The sequence below is a fragment of the Kitasatospora sp. NPDC001683 genome (assembly GCF_053596495.1).
In genome coordinates, this window is record NZ_JBSFGK010000001.1 from 159,653 (window position 1) to 179,941 (window position 20,289).

The 20,289-nt window shown below is 74.0% G+C and carries 14 protein-coding genes; 8 read left to right on the forward strand and 6 right to left on the reverse strand.

Features of this window, described 5'->3' with window-relative positions:
- The first annotated feature begins 101 nt into the window (after positions 1-101).
- Together ACWCYO_RS00735 and ACWCYO_RS00740 are read left to right on the forward strand one after the other, a co-directional pair.
- Positions 102-1,931 (forward strand): phosphatidylglycerol lysyltransferase domain-containing protein, encoded by a 1,830-nt coding sequence (locus ACWCYO_RS00735; protein WP_270145640.1) that lies wholly within the window; start codon positions 102-104, stop codon positions 1,929-1,931.
- Between the two features lie 326 nt (positions 1,932-2,257).
- On the forward strand, positions 2,258-2,950 hold the full coding sequence (locus ACWCYO_RS00740) for a hypothetical protein (RefSeq protein ID WP_270145638.1): 693 nt from the start codon (positions 2,258-2,260) through the stop codon (positions 2,948-2,950).
- Between the two features lie 55 nt (positions 2,951-3,005).
- On the opposite strand, the gene ACWCYO_RS00745 is transcribed toward ACWCYO_RS00740, so the two are convergent.
- Entirely contained in the window at positions 3,006-5,786 is a 2,781-nt protein-coding gene (locus tag ACWCYO_RS00745) for a SpoIIE family protein phosphatase (RefSeq protein WP_270145636.1), read from the reverse strand.
- Positions 5,787-6,065: 279 nt separating this feature from the next.
- Between ACWCYO_RS00745 and ACWCYO_RS00750 the strand changes: the two genes are divergently transcribed.
- From ACWCYO_RS00750 to ACWCYO_RS00770, 5 genes are all read left to right on the forward strand, one after another.
- Positions 6,066-7,262 (forward strand): rhodanese-like domain-containing protein, encoded by a 1,197-nt coding sequence (locus tag ACWCYO_RS00750; RefSeq protein ID WP_449782916.1) that lies wholly within the window; start codon positions 6,066-6,068, stop codon positions 7,260-7,262.
- 125 nt (positions 7,263-7,387) lie between these two features.
- Entirely contained in the window at positions 7,388-8,047 is a 660-nt protein-coding gene (locus ACWCYO_RS00755; RefSeq protein ID WP_270145633.1) for a DUF5819 family protein, read from the forward strand.
- A 152-nt stretch (positions 8,048-8,199) separates the two neighbouring features.
- Complete coding sequence (locus ACWCYO_RS00760; RefSeq protein WP_405000677.1) at positions 8,200-9,360, forward strand: HTTM domain-containing protein; 1,161 nt, start codon at positions 8,200-8,202, stop codon at positions 9,358-9,360.
- A gap of 9 nt (positions 9,361-9,369) precedes the next feature.
- Positions 9,370-11,508, forward strand: coding sequence for an FUSC family protein (locus tag ACWCYO_RS00765; protein WP_449782917.1), 2,139 nt, complete (start codon positions 9,370-9,372; stop codon positions 11,506-11,508).
- Between the two features lie 63 nt (positions 11,509-11,571).
- Positions 11,572-12,321 carry a TrmH family RNA methyltransferase gene (locus ACWCYO_RS00770; RefSeq protein WP_270145630.1) on the forward strand — a complete coding sequence of 250 codons (750 nt, stop codon included), beginning with the start codon at positions 11,572-11,574 and terminating at the stop codon, positions 12,319-12,321.
- A 327-nt stretch (positions 12,322-12,648) separates the two neighbouring features.
- Here ACWCYO_RS00770 and ACWCYO_RS00775 read toward each other — a convergent pair whose 3' ends face one another.
- The 4 genes from ACWCYO_RS00775 to ACWCYO_RS00790 all read right to left on the reverse strand — a co-directional run bounded on the left by ACWCYO_RS00775 (position 12,649) and on the right by ACWCYO_RS00790 (position 17,779).
- Positions 12,649-13,560 carry a pyridoxamine 5'-phosphate oxidase family protein gene (locus ACWCYO_RS00775; RefSeq protein ID WP_449782918.1) on the reverse strand — a complete coding sequence of 304 codons (912 nt, stop codon included), beginning with the start codon at positions 13,558-13,560 and terminating at the stop codon, positions 12,649-12,651.
- 58 nt (positions 13,561-13,618) lie between these two features.
- Positions 13,619-14,089, reverse strand: a complete 471-nt coding sequence (locus tag ACWCYO_RS00780) for a VOC family protein (protein ID WP_449782919.1) — start codon at positions 14,087-14,089, stop codon at positions 13,619-13,621.
- Between the two features lie 176 nt (positions 14,090-14,265).
- Positions 14,266-15,297 carry an XRE family transcriptional regulator gene (locus ACWCYO_RS00785; protein WP_449782920.1) on the reverse strand — a complete coding sequence of 344 codons (1,032 nt, stop codon included), beginning with the start codon at positions 15,295-15,297 and terminating at the stop codon, positions 14,266-14,268.
- A gap of 316 nt (positions 15,298-15,613) precedes the next feature.
- Positions 15,614-17,779 (reverse strand): protease pro-enzyme activation domain-containing protein, encoded by a 2,166-nt coding sequence (locus tag ACWCYO_RS00790; protein ID WP_449782921.1) that lies wholly within the window; start codon positions 17,777-17,779, stop codon positions 15,614-15,616.
- A 256-nt stretch (positions 17,780-18,035) separates the two neighbouring features.
- Between ACWCYO_RS00790 and ACWCYO_RS00795 the strand changes: the two genes are divergently transcribed.
- Positions 18,036-18,602 (forward strand): CGNR zinc finger domain-containing protein, encoded by a 567-nt coding sequence (locus ACWCYO_RS00795; protein WP_270145621.1) that lies wholly within the window; start codon positions 18,036-18,038, stop codon positions 18,600-18,602.
- 164 nt (positions 18,603-18,766) lie between these two features.
- On the opposite strand, the gene ACWCYO_RS00800 is transcribed toward ACWCYO_RS00795, so the two are convergent.
- Positions 18,767-20,263 (reverse strand): FAD-dependent monooxygenase, encoded by a 1,497-nt coding sequence (locus ACWCYO_RS00800; protein ID WP_449782922.1) that lies wholly within the window; start codon positions 20,261-20,263, stop codon positions 18,767-18,769.
- Positions 20,264-20,289: the final 26 nt, after the last annotated feature.

Consider the following 20,289-nt stretch of genomic DNA (forward strand, 5'->3'; position numbering starts at 1 on the left):
GGTGGGCGGAGGCGGCCGGTCAGTCCGTCGGGCCCGTGCGGGCGCCCGGCGCCGGGCCGTGTGCGGATGCGCCCCACCATCTGATCGTTTGGAATTGAGCTGTGTCGTCCACTGTGAAGTCGGAGCCGTCCGCCACCTCCGCCGGGCCCCGGCCCGCCGGACCGCTCGACCGCTGGCGCCCGAGGGCCGCCGCCGCCTCCGTCTGGTACCTCAGGCTGCTGGCGCTGCTGAACCTGGCGACGGTGCTGCTGGTGCCGTGGGGGAACCAGGTCAGCGAGCACAACGAGGGTGAGTACTTCACCCCGTACCTGATGACCTCCGGCCTGGCGGCCGCGGTGCTGTCGGTCTTCCTCGCCGTCGCGATGCGGCGGCGCAAGCGCGCCGCGTGGATCTTCAACGCGGCGCTCAGCAGTGTGTTCGCCCTGCTGTACCTGGCGGCCATGGTGCTGCCCGGCGAGCGCTTCAACAAGCACCCGCTCAACTACATCTCCACCATCCTGACCTGCCTGTTCGTGCTGGCGCTGCTGATCGGGCGCAAGGAGTTCACGTCCAAGGGCGACCCCTCCAACCCGAAGACCGCGGCGGCCACCTTCGTCGGCGGGCTGCTGTTCGGCGGCTCGGTCGGCGCGCTGCTGGTCTGGCTGACCAACGAGCTGAACGGCGCCGACTGGTGGGACCTCTTCCGCTACTCGGTCGGCCGGATGGTCACCATCACCCCCTCCGAGCACCTGCGCTCGGTGATCGCCGCCCCGACCTGGGTGAACGCCGCGATCAACGCGATGGGCGCGGTGCTGTTCCTGCTGGTGCTGTACGTGGCCTTCCGCAGCCCGCGCGGCAAGGAGCTGCTCACCCCGGAGGACGAGGCGAAGCTGCGCGGCCTGCTGGAGCGGCAGGGCGAGCGGGACTCGCTGGGCTACTTCGCGCTGCGCCGGGACAAGGCGGTGATCTTCTCCCCCAGCGGCAAGGCGGCGGTGACCTACCGGGTGGTCGGCGGGGTCTCGCTCGCCTCGGGCGACCCGATCGGCGACCCGGAGGCCTGGCCGGGCGCGATCGAGGCCTGGCTGTCCGAGGCGCGGGAGCACGCCTGGGCGCCGGCCGTGATGGGCGCCTCCGAGGAGGCCGGGGTGATCTACGCCCGGCACGGGCTGGACGCGCTGGAGCTGGGCGACGAGGCGATCGTCGAGCTGGACGAGTTCTCGCTGGAGGGCCGCGCGATGCGGGTGGTCCGGCAGGCGTACAACCGGGTCAAGCGGGCCGGGTACACGGTGCGGGTCCGCCGCCACGAGGACATCTCCGAGGCGGAGATGGCGCGGCTGGTGGCCAAGGCCGACGAGTGGCGCGACGGGGCGACCGAGCGCGGCTTCTCGATGGCGCTGGGCCGGCTCGGCGACCCGGGTGACGGCCGCTGCGTGATGCTGGAGTGCCACAACGCGGACGGCGAGCTCGCGGCGCTGCTGAGCTTCGTCCCGTGGGGCCCGGACGGGCTCTCGCTGGACCTGATGCGCCGGGCCCGGGACACCGACAACGGCCTGGTGGAGTTCATGGTGATCGAGCTGCTGCAGCGCGCCGACGAGGTGGGGCTGAAGCGGGTCTCGCTGAACTTCGCGATGTTCCGTTCGGTCTTCGAGCGCGGTTCGCGGCTCGGCGCCGGGCCGGTGCTGCGGCTCTGGCGCTCCGTCCTCGGGTTCTTCTCGCGCTGGTGGCAGATCGAGTCGCTGTACCGCGCGAACGCCAAGTACCGGCCGATCTGGGAACCGCGTTACCTGCTGTTCGAGAAGAGCAGCGAGATTCCGCGGATCGGCATCGCGAGCGCGCGCGCCGAGGGTTTCATCGTCGCGCCGAGCCTGCCCGCCCTGTTCCGCCGTCGGCACGCGCGGGCCGCCGTGGTGGCGCCCAGGGTGCCGGTGGCGGCGCGGGACGGGAAGGGGTAGCCCTCCGCCGGGGGGCGGAGGGGGGCCGACGCCCGGGGGTGTACTCAGGACCACCAGCCGTAGGGGACATAGGGCCATCGGTCATAAGGGGGGTCCAGAGGGGGGATTCGTCTCCCTCCTGAGGATGACCTCGATCCCCATCCATGCCGATGTGGATTTGTTAACTGGCTTCTAATGTTGGGGTAGCTGACAAGTTCGGGGATTCGGGAGAAACGGTTGTGATTCACAGGACCCACGCGGGGGGCGTGCGAAAGGGGCCGCTGGCGCTAGCCGGAACGGCCGCTGTCGCCGAGTGGGGAACGTTGTACCTGACGGTCCGGGGCGCGGTGGTGCGGAAGAGGTTCGCCGCGTTCCCGCTGGCCACGGTGGCGACGTTTCTGATCCTGCTGTTCAGCATCGTCCAGCACCTGCCGGGCGGCGAGCGCTTCGTCAACCACATCGGGGTGGTGCGGGCTTCGCTGCCGCTCGACGTCTCGCTGCTGCGGACGCCGCTGTCGCTTTACGTGCCGGCCCTGGACCTGCCGGTCTGGGGGGCGCTGGCCCAGGTGTTCGTGGTCTTCGCGGTCGCCGAGGTCGTGCTCGGCCGGCGGATGACCCTGGTGGTCGCGTACGCGTGCACCCTGGCGGGCACGCTGTTCGCCCGGGTCGGCGTGGCGATCGGGCCGGGCCACGTGTTCGGCTTCCCGAAGTGGGTCGCCTACGTGCGGGACACCGGGCCGTCGGCCGCGGTGGTGGCGCTGGCGATCTGCATCGCGTTCCGCACCCGGGCGTGGTTCACCGCCGCCATGGTGGTGGCGCTGATGGTCGGCGAGGCCGTGTGGCTGCCGAACCTGGCCGGGCTGGAGCACGTGGTCGCGGTGATCACCGCGCTGCTGTTCGCCGTCTCGGTCGAGGTCTTCGGGGACTTCTGGCCGCGGGTGCTGGCCGGGGTCGGCGCCGCCACCTCGGTGGCCACGACCGCCTCCCTGGAGGTCGCGGCGGAGGCCCGGCGCCGTCCGGCGGGGGCCGTCATCCCCTGAGGGTCGCTCCATCTGGCGTGTCGGCCGCGTACCGGGCGTTGCCCGTACGCGGCCGTCACGCGTGCGGGAGGGGCAGCTCGAACCAGACGACCTTGCCCACCGCCTTGCGGGCGGTGCCCCAGCGTTCGGCGAGCTTGGTGACCAGGGTGAGGCCGCGGCCGGTCTCGCCGAGTTGCTCGGCCGGCTCCAGCGAGGGCAGGTTGTGGTTGTCGTCGCTGACCTCGACCAGCAGCTTGTCCACCCGGATCAGCTGGAGCTGCACCCGGTCCCGGGCGACCCGTACGGCGTTCGTGACCAGTTCGCTGACCAGCAGTTCGGTGGTGTCGCTGAGCGCCTCCAGGTGCCAGGCGGCCAGCTGCTCGCGAACCAGCGAACGGGCCCGCCGGACCTCGAGGTGGTCCACGGTGAGGTCCCAGGTGGCCACCTCGGACGGGGCGACCCCGTCGAAGCGGGCCACCAGCAGGGCGACGTCGTCCTTGCGGTCGTCCGAGTGCAGGCGGCGCAGCACCTCGTCGCAGGCCTGCTCGGGGCTCTGCTGCGGGTCGATCAGGTTGCCGCACAGCGCCGCCAGGCCGGCTCCTATGTCCCCGCCCCGGACCTCGACCAGTCCGTCGGTGCACAGCACCAGCATCGAGCCGTCCGAGACGTCGATGGTCTTGGCGACGAACGGCACCCCGCCGACGCCGATCGGCGCGCCGGCCGGGATCTCCAGCAGCTCGCCGGTGCCGTCCGGGTGCACCAGGACGGGCGGGACGTGGCCGGCGCTGGCCAGCTCGCAGGTCCGGTTGATCGGGTCGTAGACCGCGTACAGGCAGGTGGCCAGGTGGTCGTCGCCGAGCTTCTGGGCGAGGTTGTCCAGGTGCCGCAGCAGCTGGCCGGGCGGCAGGTCGAGGGCGGCGAGGGTCTGCATCGCGGTGCGGAAGCGGCCCATCGCGGCGGCCGAGTGGATGCCGTGGCCCATCACGTCGCCGACCACCAGGGCGACCCGGCTGCCGGGCAGCTGGATCGCGTCGAACCAGTCGCCGCCGACCTCGGCCTTCGGATCGCCGGGCAGGTAGCGGTGGGCGATCTGCACGCCGGGGATCTGCGGCGGGCGGGTCGGGATCATCGAGCGCTGCAGGGTGGTGGCGACCCGGGCCTCGGCGCGGTGCAGCCGGGCGTTGTCCAGCGACAGCGCCGCCCGGACCGCGAGCTCCTTGAGGGTGGCGGCGTCGCTCTCGTCGAAGGGGGCGCGGTCCGGCAGCCGGAGCAGCTTGAGGATGCCCAGCACGGTGCCCCGGGCGGACAGCGGGACCACCAGCATCGAGCGGCCGGAGACCACCGGGACCAGCCGGGCGCCGCCGAGGGCGATGGCGTAGTCGACCGCGACGTCCGCGCTGACCACCGGGACCAGCACCGGCTGGTTCAGCTGCAGGGCCATGCCGGGCGGGGTCCGGCGCGGCATGCTGACCAGCGAGCCCTCGGCGAGCACGTGGTCCCAGGCGCCGCCGGTCTCGTTGAAGACCAGGGCGACCCGGCGCAGCATCGTGTCGTCGTCCGGACGGGCGACCGGCAGCTCGGAGTCCGAGATCAGGCCGTCCACGAGGTCCACGCAGGCGAAGTCGGCGACCCGGGGGACCAGCACCTGGCACAGCTCGTGGGCGGTGAAGCCGAGGTCCAGGGTGGTGCCGACCTTGCCGCCCACCTCGTTCAGCAGGGCCAGCTGCTCGCCGGCCTGCCCGTTGGTGAGGAACGGGCTCAGCCGGATGCTCGGCGGCCCCTCGGCAGCGGCGGGGGCGGGGATGGCGCCGGGCGGGGCCTGGTCGGCGCGGCGCGGCGGGAGGCCGTGGGCGGACGGCCCGACGGCGGCGGCCTGCTGCTCGATGGTGGCTCCTCCTCCGGTGGGGGACTGGACGGGCGGGGCGCCGACCGGTCCGCCGAGGACGGCGGTGGGGCGGACGGCGGGGCTGCCCTGGGCGGACTGGTGTTGGACCGGGTCGCGTGGTTCGCGCTGGGCGGGCTCTCGTTGGGCCGGTTCGCGTTGGACCGGCAGCGGGCTCGGGGGACGGCGGCCGGGTGCGGACTGGTCGGGCTGCGGCGGCGGACCGAGCCGGGCGGCGCGCTGCTGGGGCGTCGGGTAGCGGCGGCCCAGGCCGGCGGCCGCGTGGGCGGTGCCGACCTGCGGATCGGAGGGCAGCACCGGCAGCACGGTGGCCGCGTCCAGCCGCAGCGCGGGCAGCCCGCCCAGGGCCGCCGCCTCCCCCAGCGCCGCCCGGTGGGCGGCGGGCAGCAGCCGGGCCAGCGGCTCGGGCAGTTCGGCGGCGGGCGGGGTGAGCGCGGCGGTCAGCCCGTGGAAGCCGCCCCGGGCGGAGGGTGCGGGGGCGAACGGCAGCAGGCGCTCGCCGAGCGCGAGCCGCGGCCCGCCGGTGCGCAGCGGGCGGGCGTCGGCGGCGAGGGCGAGCAGCCCGCCGGACGGGCCGGGCAGCGGGTAGGCCCACCAGAGCACGTCGCGCTGGTGCTCCTCGCGGTCGGTCACGGTCAGCCGGCCGGCCCAGGGAAGGCCGGTGGCGGTCAGCCCGGCCAGGGTGTCGAGGGCGTCACAGCGACGGCGTACGGCGCAGCGGCCGAGCAGCCGGGACTCCAGGGCGGGCAGCAGGCCCGAGGCGGGGCGGTCGGTGGCGGCCTCGGCGCGGTGCCCGAACAGCTCCTCGGCGGCCCGGCTCCACTGGGCGATCCGACCGGTCCGGTCGACCAGGATCAGGGCGAGCCGGACGAGGGCGGCCACTCCGGTCGGATGGTCGCCCGGCGCGGTCCCGGCGCCCGCCGGAAGCGGTGTGGAGTTGGACTCGGCCACCATGGATTCGGTCTGCTCCCGCCTGGCCGCCGCGCCTGGGGGCGGCCCTCTCTCCGGAGGAAGGCACGCTGTGCGGATACCAGCGAAGCACGGACCGGGCCGGGCACGACACCGAAACGGGGAGATTCATCAGGATCGGTTGCGTGTCGCGCGTCGCGCGCCGGTTCGTACTCCAGCTTCACCCGGACGGGGCCTTGGAATGCGGCGGTAGGGTGGCAGGCCGGGCCGCCCGTTCGGCGGCCCCGCAGGACCCAGCAGGCCGGACGAGACAGAGGCGAGACCGTGAGCGCGCAGAGCCCCGTCCGCTGGACGGACCCGGAGCAGCAGGAGCTGGAGGAGCGGGTGGCCGCGGCCGAGCTCGCCTGGCTCAGCATGGACGTGGACGTGCAGACCCTGCGGGTCGAGATCGACAACTTCGCGCTGATCCACCACCAGCTGCTCGGCCCGCTCTACGCCCGGCTGGACGAGCTGGAGGCGCTGGTCGCCGAGGCCGTCGCGGCGCGGACCGGTGACCCCGAGGACCTGCGCCGGGCCGCCGAGGCGCGGCAGCGGGTCGAGGAGCTGCCCGACCTGGACGCGCTGTTCGACTCGGTGCGGGAGAAGTCCGGTGAGGGCGCGGACGAGGCCGTCCCGCCGCCGCCCGCCGCACCGGCCCGGGTGCGGCCCGGGAAGGAGGCCCAGCGGATCTACCGCGAGCTGGTCCGCCGCGCCCACCCGGACCTGACCACCGACGGGGCCGAGCAGCAGCGCCGGGCGGACTTCCTGGTCCGGGTCAACGAGGCCTACGCGTACGGGGACACCGCCGCGCTGGAGAGCCTGGCCGCCGAGTGGTCCACCGCGCCGGAGGCCGCGCCCGCCGTCGACTCCCCCGACCGGCTGGGCTGGCTGCGCCGCCGGCTGGACTGGCTGACCGCCAAGATCGCCGAGACCGCCACCGAGCAGGTCCGGCTGGAGCGGACCCCGATGGGCCAGCTGCTCGCCCTCGCCCCGCAGGACCCGGACCGGTTGCTGGAGCAGCTCGCCGAGGAGCTGCTCGCCAAGGCCGCCGCCCAGCAGGCCGAGCTGGAGCGGCTGCTCGGTGATCGGGCCCCGGGCCCCGGCCCGGTGGGCGACAATGGCACCGACCCGACCCGACCCCAGGAGAGCCACACGATGTTCGCGCAGATCCCCACCACCGACGCCGCCTCCGTACCGGCCGACGCCGCCCTGCTGGACGTGCGCGAGCAGGACGAGTGGGACGCCGGCCACGTGGACGGCGCGCTGCACATCCCGATCGGCGAGGTGATCGCCCGGATCGGCGAGCTGCCGGACGAGAAGCTGTACGTGCTCTGCCGGGTCGGCGGCCGTTCCGCGCAGGTCGTCCAGTACCTGGTGCAGCAGGGCCGGGACGCGGTGAACGTGGACGGCGGGATGTACGCCTGGGAGGGCGCGGGCCGTCCGATGGTCAGCAGCAGCGGTCAGGCCGCCTTCGTCCTGTAGCGGCTCGTGAGGGGATAGGGCCTCGCCCGGCGCCTCGCCGCGCCCGCCCGGGGGCGGGTAGGGCAGGATGGGCGCCGCGACGCGCCGGTGCCGGCCGGCGGCGCGCCGATCGGGCGGGGGAGGCCATGACGGAGACCACGGACCGGGCCGCGCCCGGACGCGTCTGGTCCGGGCCCGCGCAGCTCGTCCTCGGCCTGGCCGCCGCGGCGCTGGTCAGCGGCACCGGGCTGTTCCTCGCCGCGGTGTTCCTGCACGTCGCGCCCGACAACGTGCTGTCCCGGCAGTACCGGGACGAGGTGGACGGGGTGGTGTACCCGGAGTTCGAGCAGAACTGGAAGCTGTTCGCCCCCAATCCGCTGCAGCAGAACATCAGCCTGGACGCCCGGGTGCGCACCGTCGCGGACGGCGGCGCCACCCGGACCCACGGCTGGATCGGGCTGACCGCCCGGGACCTCGCCGCGATCCGGGGCAACCCGGCGCCCAGCCACGTCGACCAGAACCTGCTGCGCCGAGCCTGGGACTTCTACGACGGCTCGCACGACCCGCAGGACGAGAAGCCGACCAATCCGCGCGGCAGGCTCGCCGAGCAGTACCTCAAGCGGATCGCGCTGCAGCGGATCGGCCGGGAGGTGGACGGCGAGCGCGTCCTGGAGATCGAGTTCCGGGTGACCTCGGCCACCGTGTCGCCGCCGTCCTGGAGCGGTGAGGCCGGGCCGCCGGCGCCCAAGGTGCGGGAGCTGCCGTGGTGGCCGGTCGGGGACGAGGACTACCGGGGGTTGGGGTGAACGGGGCGTCGGCGGAGCCGGCCGGGGCGGTCGAGCTCGGAGGCGTGCCGCGGCAGGGCGGGCAGCCGCCGGGTGCTGTGGCGTCGCCCGCGCCGGTGGCGTCGCCCGCGCCGGTGGTGCCGCCTGACCCGGTGGTGCCGCCTGATCCGGTGGTGCCGCCTGCGCCGGGGCCGGCGCGCGGGCCGGTGGCGGTCTTCGGGCGGGCGATGGAGGCGTTCAGCGGGCGGGTGCTCGGACGGCACCAGGCCGCGGTGGTGCGGATCGGCTTCGGGCTGGTCTGGCTCGCCTACCTGCTGCGGGAGTGGCCCAACCGGCGGGTGCTGTACGGCGACCGCGCGCCCTGGTCGATGGAGCTCGCCGGGCGGCTGCTCGCCGATGACGGGGCGTTCACCGTGCTGCCCTGGTTCGGCGGGCGGCTCTGGTTCGAGCTGGTCTACCACCTGGCCGTGCTGGCCGCCCTGGCGGTGCTGCTGGGCTGGCGGACCAGGGCGAGCACGGTGCTGTTCCTGGTCACCGTGCTGTCGCTGCAGAACCGCGACGTCCTCCTCGGCGACGGCGGGGACAACGTCGTCCACCTGATGGCGATCTACCTGGTCTTCACCCGCTGCGCCGAGGTCTGGTCACTGGACGCCCGGCGGTCCGGGCCGGGGCGCGGCGGGGTGGTGCTCTGGGCGCTGCTCGGCGCGGCGCTGGCGGTCTGTCAGGCCGGTGACTTCTCCGGCGACAGCCTGACCTGGACCTCCCCGGCCTTCCCGTACCTCGGCTGGGCGCCGCTGTTCTGGGGGCTCTGGGCGGTGGCCGGCCTCTGGTGGGCGCTCGGCCGGCTGCGGCCGGCGGGCGAGCCGCGGGCGGTGCTCGACGCGCTGGCGAACATGGTGCACAACTGCGCGATGCTGGTGATCGCCGCCGAGGTGGTGCTGGTCTACGCCACGGCCGGCTGGTACAAGGTGCAGGGCTCGCGCTGGCAGGACGGCACGGCGCTGTACTACCCGCTGCACCTGGACTACTTCACCCCCTGGCCGGGCCTGTCCGGGCTGGTCGGCTCGGCGCTGCTGCCGGTCTTCCTGATCTCGTACGGCACGGTGGTCCTGCAGGTCGCCTTCCCGTTCACGCTGATGAACCGGCGGGTCAAGAACGTGCTGCTGGTGGTGATGATGGCCGAGCACCTGGGGATCGCGGTGGTGCTCGGGCTGCCGGTTTTCTCGCTCGCGATGGTCGCGGCGGACGCGGTGTTCCTGCCGACCGGTGCGTTGCTGTGGGCGGCGGCACGGCTCGGGCGGCTGTGGCGAAGGGTCAGCAGGTCAGCGGCCTAGGATGGCGGTATGTCCTGGTTCGCCGCTCTTCGTGACACCGCGCGGACCGGACTCACCCTGGACCGGGCGCTGACCGACCCCAAGCGGGCGCTGCGCGGCGCGCTCGCCGTGGCGCTGGTGCTCTTCCCCACGCTCGCCCTCGGCGGGGTCGCACTCGCCACCTCGGCCGCGATGGGCGCCTTCATCGCCGGCGCGGCCACCTTCCAGCGCAGCTTCCGGCCCCGCGCCAGCCTGGCCGTCGCGGCCGGGGTCGGGCTCGGGGTCAGCTCCTTCCTCGGCTACCTGGCCGTCGGGGTGTACGGGCTGTTCCCGGTGCTGCTCGCGCTGTGGGCGTTCGGGGCCGGGCTCGCCTGGGCGATCGGGCCTACCGCCGGGGTGGTCACCGCCAACACCCTCTCGGTGATGCTGATCGTGGTCCAACTCCCGGTCAGCGTGACCACCGCGCTCGGCCACGGGCTGGTCGCCTCGTTCGGCGGGGTCGTCCAGGCCGCCGTCATCACCTTGTGGCCGATCGGCAGTTGGACCGCCCAGCGGGACGCCCTCGCCGACACCTACGCCGAACTCGCCGACTACGCCCGCCGGTTGCGGCAGGATCCGACCGCGCACGTGGACCCGGAGCCCTTCATGACCGCCCGACAGGCCTCCGCCGTGACCCCCTGGCAGGACCGCCACCGGCCGCCCGAACTGCGCGGTCTGCGCGGCATCGCCGAACGCATCCGCCCCACCCTCGCCGCGCTCGCCGACCCCAAGGTGGGCGCCCCGGCGGAGGGGCCGGAGCGCGACCGGGCGCGCGAGGTGCTGGCAGCGGCCGCCGAGGTGATGGACGCCCTCGCCCGGGCGGTCCGCACCGGCGACCCGGTACGGCTCTCCCCCAGCCTCCGGCCGGGGGTACCCCCACCGCTCGGCGCCACGCTCACCCTGGTCCGGCCGGAGGAGGGCGCGCGGCTCCAGGGCGCGGCCCGGCGCTCCGCCCGACGGCTGGGCGGGCTGCTGCGCAAGGCCGCGGACACGCTGGACCGCAGCGACGAGGACACCATCACCACGCCCGTGGTCGGGGCCGGCGGGGCACTGCACAAGCCGTCGATCTCCCGGATGCTGCCGGTCGCGCTGCGGGCCGTACGACGGCAGCTGCAGCCGCGCTCGGCGATCTTCCAGCACGCCGTCCGGCTGTCCGGGGTGGTCACCGTCGCCTACCTGGTGGCCCGGCTGGCCGGGTTCCACCACGGGTACTGGGCGCCGATGACCGCCGCGATGGTGATGCGGCCGGACTTCGCCCAGACCTACAGCCGGGGCGTCGCCCGGCTGGCCGGGACGGTGGTCGGGGTCGCGGTCTCGACGTTGGTGGTGCAGCTCACCCACCCCGGCCAGTGGGTGCTCGCCGCGCTGGCCGTGCTGTGCATCGGCGGGGCGTACCTGGCGTTCCGGACCGGGTACGCGCTGACGACCGTCGGGATCTCGACGTACGTGGTGTTCCTGCTCGGGCTGCAGGCGGGGAACCCGCTGGAGACGGCCTTCGAACGGGTGGGGATGACTTTGCTCGGCGGGTCGCTGGCGCTGCTGACGTACGCGCTGTTCCCCACCTGGCAGACCGCCCGGCTCGGGGAGCGGCTCGCCGAGTGGCTGGCGGCGGCCGGGCGGTACGCGGCGGCGGTGGTCGCCTGTTACGAGCAGCCGGCGAGGCCGCGCGGGCGGGTCGTGCGGTCGGCGCTGCTGGACTCGCGGGAGGCGCGGTCCGAGCTCATCCAGGCCATGCAGCGGGCCGACGCCGAGCCGGGGCGGCACGAGTCCGGGCTGGCCGGGGTCACCCGGCGCCAGATCGACCGGGCCCGGGCCGCCGTCGGGCACCTCGGCCGGGCGGCCGTGCTGCTGGAGGCGCACCTGCCGGCCGCCGACGCCGATCCGGTGCCGGGGGCGGCGGAGTACGCGGAGGAGCTCCAGCTGGCCACGGCGCTCGCGGCGGGGGCGCTGCTGACCGGGCGGCCGGTGGAGTTCGGGGCGGTGCGGGCGGCGCAGGAGCGGTTGGAGGAGCAGCTGGCGAAGGGGGCGGCGGGAGTGCAGCGGGATGTCGTGCGGGCGGGGACGCGGTTGGTGGGGGTCGCCTTGCGGGACCTGGAGCGGGCCCTGCGGGGGAGTTCGGAGGGGCGGTAGGGGGGTTGGTGTGGGCACGCCCGCTCGGAGGGGGTGGGGGGCGTGAGTGGCAGAGTGGGCGGCATGGATGACGAGGTGGTGCGGGCGTGGCGGGTGGCCGAGCGGGAGCCGGGGGCGGTGCTGCTGGACGGGTTCCATCCGTTGAAGCACGCGCTGCGGTTCGGGGGTGAGGTCCGGCGGGTGCTGACGGCGGATCGGGGGGCGTTGCTGGCGTTGGCGGGGGAGCTGGCGCCGGATGTGGTGGCGGCGTTGGACCGGTTGGCGGTGGAGCTGCCGGAGGAGCGGTTGCGGGGGTTGGCGCCGCGGTTGCATCCGACCGGGGTGATCGCGTTGGCGGTGCGGCCGTCCGTGGCGGCGAACCGGGCGGCGTTGGGGCGGCGGCCGCGGCGGGCGCCGGTGGTGGTGCTGGAGAATCCGCGCAATCTGGGCAACGTCGGGGCGGTGATCCGGTTGGCGGCCGGGTTCGGGGCGACCGGGGTGGTGACCACGGGGGAGCTCGATCCGTGGCACCCGACGGTGCTGCGGGGCAGTGCGGGGCTGCACTTCGCCACCGCTGTGGAGCGGGTGACGTTGCCGGAACTGCCGGAGGGGCCGCTGTACGTGCTGGATCCGGAGGGGACGGACATCCGGGAGCTGCCGTTCCCGGACGATGCGCTGCTCGCTTTCGGCACCGAGCGGCACGGGGTGTCGGCGGAGCTGAAGGCGCGGGCCGATCGGCTGGTGGCGGTGCCGATGCAGCCGGGGGTGTCCAGTTTCAACCTGGCGACCAGTGTGGCGATGGGGCTGTTCCACTGGATGTCCGGCAAGCGCTGAGGCGCGGCCCCGGGCAGGGGCCCTCGGCCGGTCAGGAGAAGAGGGCGCGCCAGGTGTCCGGGCCGGGGATGCCGTCGGCCTCGCTGCCGCGCCAAGCCTGCGGTCTTCCCGGTCGGCGCCTGACGGAGTGACAGGAGGGGCCCTTCCCGGGCCGGTTCCGCGTGTTATCGGGACCAAAGTCCCAAAGCGGGCGGGGTGTGGCGCGGCGGATTGCGCCGGACGGGTGAGGACCCTCCCCCAGCCTTCGGCCGGGAGGTACCCCCAGGGCTTCCGGGCGTGGCGCTGGTGGGCGGGAACGGCAGGAGATCGTAGGGACCTGAGGGGTGATCAGCGCGGGTTGGCGGGCGAGTACTCCGGATCGGTCCAGGTCAGCGGGGTGGCGTCGGCGAGTTCGCGGACGCCGGTGACGGTCAGTTCGACCATCCGCTCGGCGCCCGGGGCGGCCTCCCGGGCCTCCTCGGACCAGTCGGTGCGGGCCTCGCCGGTGATCAGCAGCGCCCCGCCGGTCTCCCAGTCGGGCAGCAGCAGGCCGGCCCGCGGGTCCAGCTCCAGGTTCCCGAGCGTCATGAACATCGCGTTGCCGCGGTACTCGGGCCAGCGCACCCGGTCCGGCGCCACCGCCTCCAGGAAGCCGGGGAAGCCGCCGCGGTGCGAGGCGTCCACCCGGCCGTCCGGGCCTGCGGTCGCGATGAAGAAGGTGTCCGAGGTGTTCACGGCGAGCCGCTGCGCGGTGGACAGGGCCGGGCCGGCGGCGACGGTGCGGGGCAGGCCCGCGCCCGGGCGGTCCAGCGGGGTGCGGCGCTGGATGTACTTCGGGCAGTTGGACACCACCTCCTCGGCGTGGACCAGCAGCCCGCCCCGGCCGTCCGGCGCCGAGCGGCCGTTGAGCCGCATCCGGCGGCGGCCGGCCGGGTCCAGGGCGATGGTGCCGACCTGCGCGGGCCGGGCCAGTGCCTCGGCCAGCGGATCGGCCTCGGCCGGGCGGGCGGCGACCGTCATGGTGCGCTCGTCCGCGGCCTGCAGGAAACCGGCCGGGCCGGACAGCTGGGTGGCCCAGACCCGGCCGTCCGGGTCGGCGGCACCGACCACCAGCATCCGCCGCTCGGTCAGGAAGCGGGCGGCCACCGCCGGGACGGTGCTGCGGATCGACCGGCCGGCGTGGTCGGCCCGGTCGGTCACCCCGGCGCGGGCCTGGGCGGTCCGCTCACCGGAGTGGTAGGGCGTGCTGATGGTCGTCATGGTGTGCTCCCCCGTGGTTCACCAGGTGCGCCGGCTCGGGATGGGTGAGAGGCGTGGTTTAGAAGAAGCCGCAGGTCGGGGCGCCGGTGGTGGGGGCGTCGGCGGTGGTCTCGTCCACCCCGGTGCGGGTGTAGATCTCCAGTCGGATGCCGTCCGGGTCGCTGAAGAAGATGCCGCCGGAGGCGGAGCCCTCGCCGTGCGGGACGACGCCGTCGTAGGCGAACTCGGCGCCCAGCTCGCGCAGCAGGTTCTCGGTGGCGCGGACCTCGTCGAGGCTCTCCACCTCGAAGGAGAGGTGGTGCAGGCCGGGGGTGGCGGTGGAGAAGGCGCCGGTGCTCTGCTGCCAGAGCGTGACCACCAGGCGGCCGTCCCGGCCGAGCATGGCGTAGCGGCGCTCGGGGTCGGTGCCCTCGTGGGCGAGCTGGAGGCCGAGGACGGCGCGGTAGAAGTCGATCGAGCGGTTCAGGTCGGTGACGTTCAGGCCCACGTGGCCGGTCTTCAGGGTGCGGAGCAGGGTGGTGCTGGACATGCCTGGTCACTCCCGGGGCTGGGGCTTCCGGCGAGGCTCCTGCCTAACCGGTGTTCATGAGGTTAGGGGTTAGGTGATGCACCGTCAACCAGTACTCAGGCATGAAGTGGTTAGGTTTTGGGTGTGGGAACGCGAAAGCCCCGCCGGATGGTCCGGCGGGGCTCGGCGGCGAAGGATCAGGCCCACTCCCAGCGGATGCCGATGTGGCCCGGCTGCTGGTCGGGCGAGAGGACGTGGGCGCTCGCCGAGGCACCGATCCACAGCTGCTCGCGGCGGTGGTCGACGTCGGCGCCCGGCTCGCGGTCGTAGCGCTCGCAGTGCGCCGGGACGGCCGCCGGGTCGAAGTGCACCTGGAGCACGTACTCGCGCACCTGGGTGGCGAAGCGGCGGCTGTACTCCAGGGTCGGGCCGCCCGGCGGGATCTCCACCTCGTACTCGAAGACCGTGCTGTCGCCGAGCCCGAGCGGGCGGTCCAGCATCAGCTCGGCGACGGTCAGCCCGGACTCCGGGCGGCGGCGGACCCGGCCGAGCCGGCCGTGCCGCACCGAGGTGATCTCCGGGCAGCCGGTGGCCTCCTCGTCGGCCTTGTGCACGACCATGCAGCGGCCGACGCCGCCGACCGTGGCGCGCACCACCTGGCGCATCCGCAGCAGGTTGCCGCGCCGCTGGGCGTCCACGTAGTACGAGTCGTGGATGCTGAGCCGCTCCAGCTCGCCGGCCGGCGGGGCGTCCAGCTCGGCGAAGATGGCGGCGATCTCCTGCTCGCCCGGCCAGACGTCCTCCAGTCCGAGGTGCAGGGTGCTGGCGGCGGCGGCCCAGCGGCCGCGCGGGCGCGGCGGGCCGAGCAGCGAGGAGAGCGCGCTGTGCGGCAGGCCGAGCAGCTCCTCCAGCAGGTGGACGGCGCGCAGCGAGCTGGCCCGCTCGGGCTGACTGCGACCGCGGCGCCAGTAACTCAGCGTCGTGACGCTGACCCTGACGCCACGTTTGGCCAGGGCGGCGCGGATCCGGTCCAGGCTGAGCCCGCTGGCCTCGATGGCCAGGTGCAGGGCGTCCGCGAAGCCGCCGGCCGGGGCGGGGCGACCGGCGGACGGCGCGGGGGCCGTCTGGGCCGGGACGGGGGACGGCGCGGGCACGGGTGGATCGGGACGCTCCGTACGCGATCCGACCAGCCGCAGCCGCGCGGCGTCCTGAGGTTGCTGTGCGGCCATGCGGTGACCCTCCCCACCAGGTGAGTTCGGTGGCACCGGGCCGACGCCGGGGTGCGCCGTCAGCGGCTTCACCGAGCTTTGGGGAACCCTATGCACGGTCGAGAGGCTACGTCATCAGTCGTGCGTATGACAGTGGTCACGGCAGGTGGACCGGAGGGTTAGCGATCTTGAAACAGTCCGGAAACACGGCCGGAACGCGAGCCGGGGGGCGGGGGAGCGGGCGGAAACGGACACCGCCGGGGCGGGCCCTGTGGCGCCGCCCCGGCGGGGGTCTGGGTGGTGCTACCTGCGGTTACCCAGTGCCGTCAGCCGGTGATCACTTGACGTTCAGCGCGACGTCGTCGATCACGAAGCTGGTCTGGTTGGAGCCGTCCTCGGTGCCGGTGAACTTGAGGGTCACGGTCTGGCCGGCGAAGGAGGTCAGGTCCACGGTCTGCTGCACGTAACCGGAGGCCGCGTTCACGTTGGACCAGGTCTTCAGCTTGGTGCCGTTGGCCTGCAGGGTCAGCGTGTCGTACGCGGTGCTGCCGGTCTCCGCGGTGTCGATGTGCAGCCAGAAGGTGAGGGTCGCGGAGGCGCAGCCGGTCGGGACCGAGACGGTCTGCGACAGGGTGTCGGTGTGGGTGCTGCCGTAGCCGTCCAGCCAGGCCTTCCAGCTGCCCGAGTGCGCCGGCTGCGAGCTGCTGTTGTCGACGACGCCCGAGGAGGTGGTCCACGGGGCGGCGGTGCCGGTCTCGAAGCCGCCGTTGCCGATCAGCTGGGCGGCGGTGCAGCCGCCGGTGGGCGGCGGGGTGGTGCCGCTGCTGCCGAGCAGGGCGGTGGTCAGGGCGTCGGCGACCGGGGAGCCCCAGCCGGTGACCTGGTCGTAGCCGGCCTTGGCGGAGAAGTCCTGGTTGGCGCCGGTGGTCACGTCGTGGAAGGTGCTGCCGTAGCTGCTGCTGTTCGCGACCGAGTACAGCTTCGGGCTCGCCTCGCCGAGGGCGGACTGACCGGCGGCCTTGGCCTTCTGGTTGAACTGGGCGGCGTAGCCGGACCACAGCGGCGCGGCCGCGCTGGTGCCGCCGTAGACCTGCCAGCCACCGGCCGTGTAGATCGAGAAGCCGCTGGCCGGGTCGGCGTTGGAGGCGACGTCCGGGACGGTGCGCATGGTGCCGCTGACGCCGGTGCCGGTCTGCCAGCTCGGCTTGCTGAACACGGTGGAGACGCCGCCGCCGGCGGTGCTCCAGGCGCTCTCCGAGGAGTAGGTGTTGCTGCTGCCGACCTTGAGGTTGGTGCCGCCGACACCGGTCTGGTGCGGGCTGGACGCCGGGAAGTCGACGGCCTTGACGGTCGAGCCGCTGGTGGAGCGGGTGCAGTCGCGCGAGCCGTCGTCGCCGGAGGCGGAGAAGATCGAGATGCCCTGGGCGGCGGCCTGCTTGAAGGCGTTGTCGACGGCCGTCATCGAGGCGGCGGTGGTGTCCGGCTCGCAGGAGCCCCAGGAGATCGAGATGACCGAGGCCTTGTTGTCGGCCACGATCTTGTTGGCCATGTCGATCTCGCCCTGGTCGTTGTTCGGGGCCTCGTAGACCAGCTGGGTGGCCTTGGGGGCCGCGCCGCGGACGATCTCGCTGTCCAGCTCGACCTCGCCCTGGCCCTGGCCGGGGGCGGAGTCGTAGTTGGCGCCGTCCACCGAGACGGTGGTGACGGCCGGGCCGGTCAGGCCGAACTGCGAGTCGTAGGTGGTCAGGTTGGACGACTGGTAGCCGTCGAACTCCCAGAGGGCGACCGTCGTGCCGGTGCCGTCGGCGCCGGTCTTGTTCAGGTTGTAGGCGCCGTCGTACTGGGCCGGGCTCATGCCGCTCGGGGTGGCGGTGGCGGCGTTCGGGGTGACCGCGTTCGGCTTGGCCAGGTGGGTCTTGCGCACCGCGTGGTTGTCCAGGCCGCTCACGCCCTGGACCACGGAGGCCAGGTCGGCGGGGATCGAGGCGGCGGCGTCGTTGGCGAAGAACGCGCGCTGCAGCTGCGGGTCCAGGTAGGAGCTCTCGTGGGTGCCGAAGGCCTGCGAGATCTGCGCGGTGGTGCCGTGGGCGGTGACCACCTGGCGGTTGGCGCTCACGTCGGCGACGGTCAGGCCCTGCGCGGTCAGGTACGCCTTGACCTGGTCGACGTCCTGCTGGGTCGGGCCGAACCGCGCGGTGAACTGTTCCGGCGTCAGGTACTTGCCGAACTCCGGCGCGCCGGGCGTGGCGACCGCGGTGAGGAAGCGGTCCAGGGCGTCGGAGTTGCGCAGCTTGAGGCTGACGGCCACCGAGATCTGCTGCTCGGCGGGGACGTCGCCCTTCTTCTCCGAGTGGGCCACCGCCGGGTTCACGGTGTTCGGCAGGGCGACGCGCGGGGTGGCGTGCGGGACGGGTGCGGCCTGTGCGGCGGAGACGCCGAGCGAGACGGCGGTCAGCGGCAGCACGGCTATCGCCGCGGCGAGTGCGAGGGTGCGGGGGCGCAACGGATCCTCCTCTGGCCGGCTGTGGGGGCCGGCAAGGGGCCAGGCGTTCCGGGGTCGTGAACGCTGGCTAGAACATGACAGAACAACTGCTCGAGATGTCCCATGTCCAAGCAATTCGTTGCTAAAAAACAGTCAACTGTGGAGCGCCGTAAATCCGGTGATTCCATACAGTGAATGGCCGGAATTCCGGACACGGTCCATACCAATTCACGGCGCGGGGCGCGGTCGTAGAATCGAACGGAGCCGAGGGAGAGCGATGACTGACGTGATGCCGGACCCGAGGGACCACCGACCGCTGATCGGCGAGCCGCTGGCGCTCGATCTGCTCAACACCCGCTGGGCCGGAACGCCCGTCAACGACGCGCTCACCGGCGTCGAACAGTACGGGATCTGGCTGTCCAGCAACGGGCTGAGCGGGCGCTGCACGGCCGACGAGGCGGGGCTGGCGGCGATCCGACAGGCCCGCGAGGCGATCGAGCTGGCGGCCCAGGACGCGCGTGAGCAGGGCGAGTTGGGCGCGGCGGCGCGGGACGGGCTGGACGCGGTGCTGGCGCACGGACGGATCCGGCGGACGGCCGGACCGGGCGGGGCGGCGGACCGGGTCGAGGCGGACGGGCCGGAGTGGCTGGCGCCCTGGCTGGCGGCGGACGACTTCCTCGCGCTGCTCGGGCAGGGTGCTCACCGAGTGAAGCAGTGCGCACACGAGGCGTGCATTCTGCATTTCTTCGACGCCTCGCAGAACGGGCGCCGGCGGTGGTGCCGGATGGCGGTCTGCGGGAACCGGGCGAAGGCGGCGCGGCACTACGTGAAGGCGCGGAGTTAACGGACGACCGAACGAAGGGTCGGCGGGGCGCGGCGCCGTGCGGCGGTCCGGGAGGGGCGGCCGGGGCGCTCGGGTGCCGGTCGGCGTCTTCCGCAACGCGCGGTTCCCGCGCCCCTCTTCGGGGCGCGGGAACCGGGTGGGACGGCGGACGGGCTGAGCCGGGGTCAGGCCTCGGTGGCGGTGCCCAGCCAGGTGGTGAGGGCCTCGCGGAGTTCGCCCTGGCCGGGGTCGACGGCGGCCCAGGCGACGTAGCCGTCCGGGCGGATCAGCAGCACGGTGTCCGCCAGCTTGCCGTGCGGGTCGGCCGGGGCGGCGCAGACCAGGCGGTCCGCCCAGGGCTCGACGGCGGTCAGCTCGTCATTGCTGACCAGGACGAACTTCCCGGCGCGCAGCGCCTCGTAGAGCCGCTCGGGGGCGGCCGGGGCGTCCTCGGCGGGCTTGCTGAGCGCGGTCAGCCGCAGGTCCGGGACGCGCTTGCCGACCTGCGGGTGGGCGCCCTTGGGGGCGGGGTAGGAGATCTCGATGCCGGAGACCATCCGGGCGCCGCGCTCGGTGAGCAGGTCGAGGTGGCCGCCGATCGCGGTGAGCGCCCCGCGCAGGGCGCGGGTGGGGGCGGACTCGGCGAGGGCGATCCGGATCAGTGCGCCGGAGGTGCGCAGCACCGTTCTGGCGACCGGGTGCCGTTCGCCCTGGTAGGTGTCGAGCAGCGCGTCGGTGGCCCGGCCCCGGAGGGCGGCGGCGAGCTTCCAGGAGAGGTTGGCGGCGTCCTGGAGGCCGGTGTTCATGCCCTGGCCGCCGGCCGGGGAGTGGCAGTGGGCGGCGTCGCCGGCCAGGAAGACCCGGCCGGAGCGGTAGTTGGGGGCCTGGCGCTCGTCGCTGTGGAAGGTGGAGCTCCACCGCACGTCGTGCAGGCCGTAGTCCTCGCCCTGGGTGGCCTGGACGATCGCGGTGAGCTGCTCGGGGGTGGGGGTGGCGCCGTCCGCGTGCTGCTCGTTGCGGTCCCAGGCGATGACCCGGTACCAGCCGTCGCCGAACGGGACGACGAAGGAGAAGCCGGCCTTGTTGGCGCCGACGGCGATCGCGTCGGCGGGCTCGCGCTCCAGCCGGACGTCGGCGAGCATCACGGAGTCGACCACGGACTCGCCGGGGAAGGGGATTCCGAGCAGCTCGCGGACGGCCGAGCGGACGCCGTCGGTGCCGACCGCGTAGCGGGCGCGGTGGGTCCGCCCGTCGCCGGTCTCCAGGGTGACGCGCTCGGCGTCCTGGCGCAGCCCGGTGACCTCGGCGCCGCGCAGGATCACGGCGCCGGCCCGTTCGGCGCGCTCCTGGAGCAGCCGTTCGACGTTGTACTGCGGGGTGATCAGGACGAACGGGAAGCGGCTGGGCAGCGAGCCGAAGTCGATCCCGAGCCGGTTCATCATCCTCAGTCCGCTGAGCGGGCGGCCGGTGGCGATCAACTCGTCGGCGAGGCCGCGGGCGTCCAGCAGTTCCAGGCTGCGGGCGTGCACGGCGAAGGCCCGGGTGAGGTTGGACTCGGAGGCGCGCTTCTCCAGGACGGTGACGCCGACCCCGGCGGCGGCGAGGTCGCCGGCCAGCAGCAGTCCGGTCGGTCCGGCGCCGACGACGATGACGTCGGTTTCGGTGGTCGGCTTCACGGTCATGTATCAGCTCCCGTTGTTCGGAGGGC

Coding starts and splice junctions, on each gene's coding strand:
- ACWCYO_RS00765 (WP_449782917.1), top strand. CDS start 9,370: ATGTCCTGGTTCGCCGCTCTTCGTGACACCGCGCGGACCGGACTCACC.
- ACWCYO_RS00745 (WP_270145636.1), bottom strand. CDS start 5,786: ATGGTGGCCGAGTCCAACTCCACACCGCTTCCGGCGGGCGCCGGGACC.
- ACWCYO_RS00785 (WP_449782920.1), bottom strand. CDS start 15,297: ATGGCCGCACAGCAACCTCAGGACGCCGCGCGGCTGCGGCTGGTCGGA.
- ACWCYO_RS00755 (WP_270145633.1), top strand. CDS start 7,388: ATGACGGAGACCACGGACCGGGCCGCGCCCGGACGCGTCTGGTCCGGG.
- ACWCYO_RS00770 (WP_270145630.1), top strand. CDS start 11,572: ATGGATGACGAGGTGGTGCGGGCGTGGCGGGTGGCCGAGCGGGAGCCG.
- ACWCYO_RS00780 (WP_449782919.1), bottom strand. CDS start 14,089: ATGTCCAGCACCACCCTGCTCCGCACCCTGAAGACCGGCCACGTGGGC.
- ACWCYO_RS00775 (WP_449782918.1), bottom strand. CDS start 13,560: ATGACGACCATCAGCACGCCCTACCACTCCGGTGAGCGGACCGCCCAG.
- ACWCYO_RS00795 (WP_270145621.1), top strand. CDS start 18,036: ATGACTGACGTGATGCCGGACCCGAGGGACCACCGACCGCTGATCGGC.
- ACWCYO_RS00800 (WP_449782922.1), bottom strand. CDS start 20,263: ATGACCGTGAAGCCGACCACCGAAACCGACGTCATCGTCGTCGGCGCC.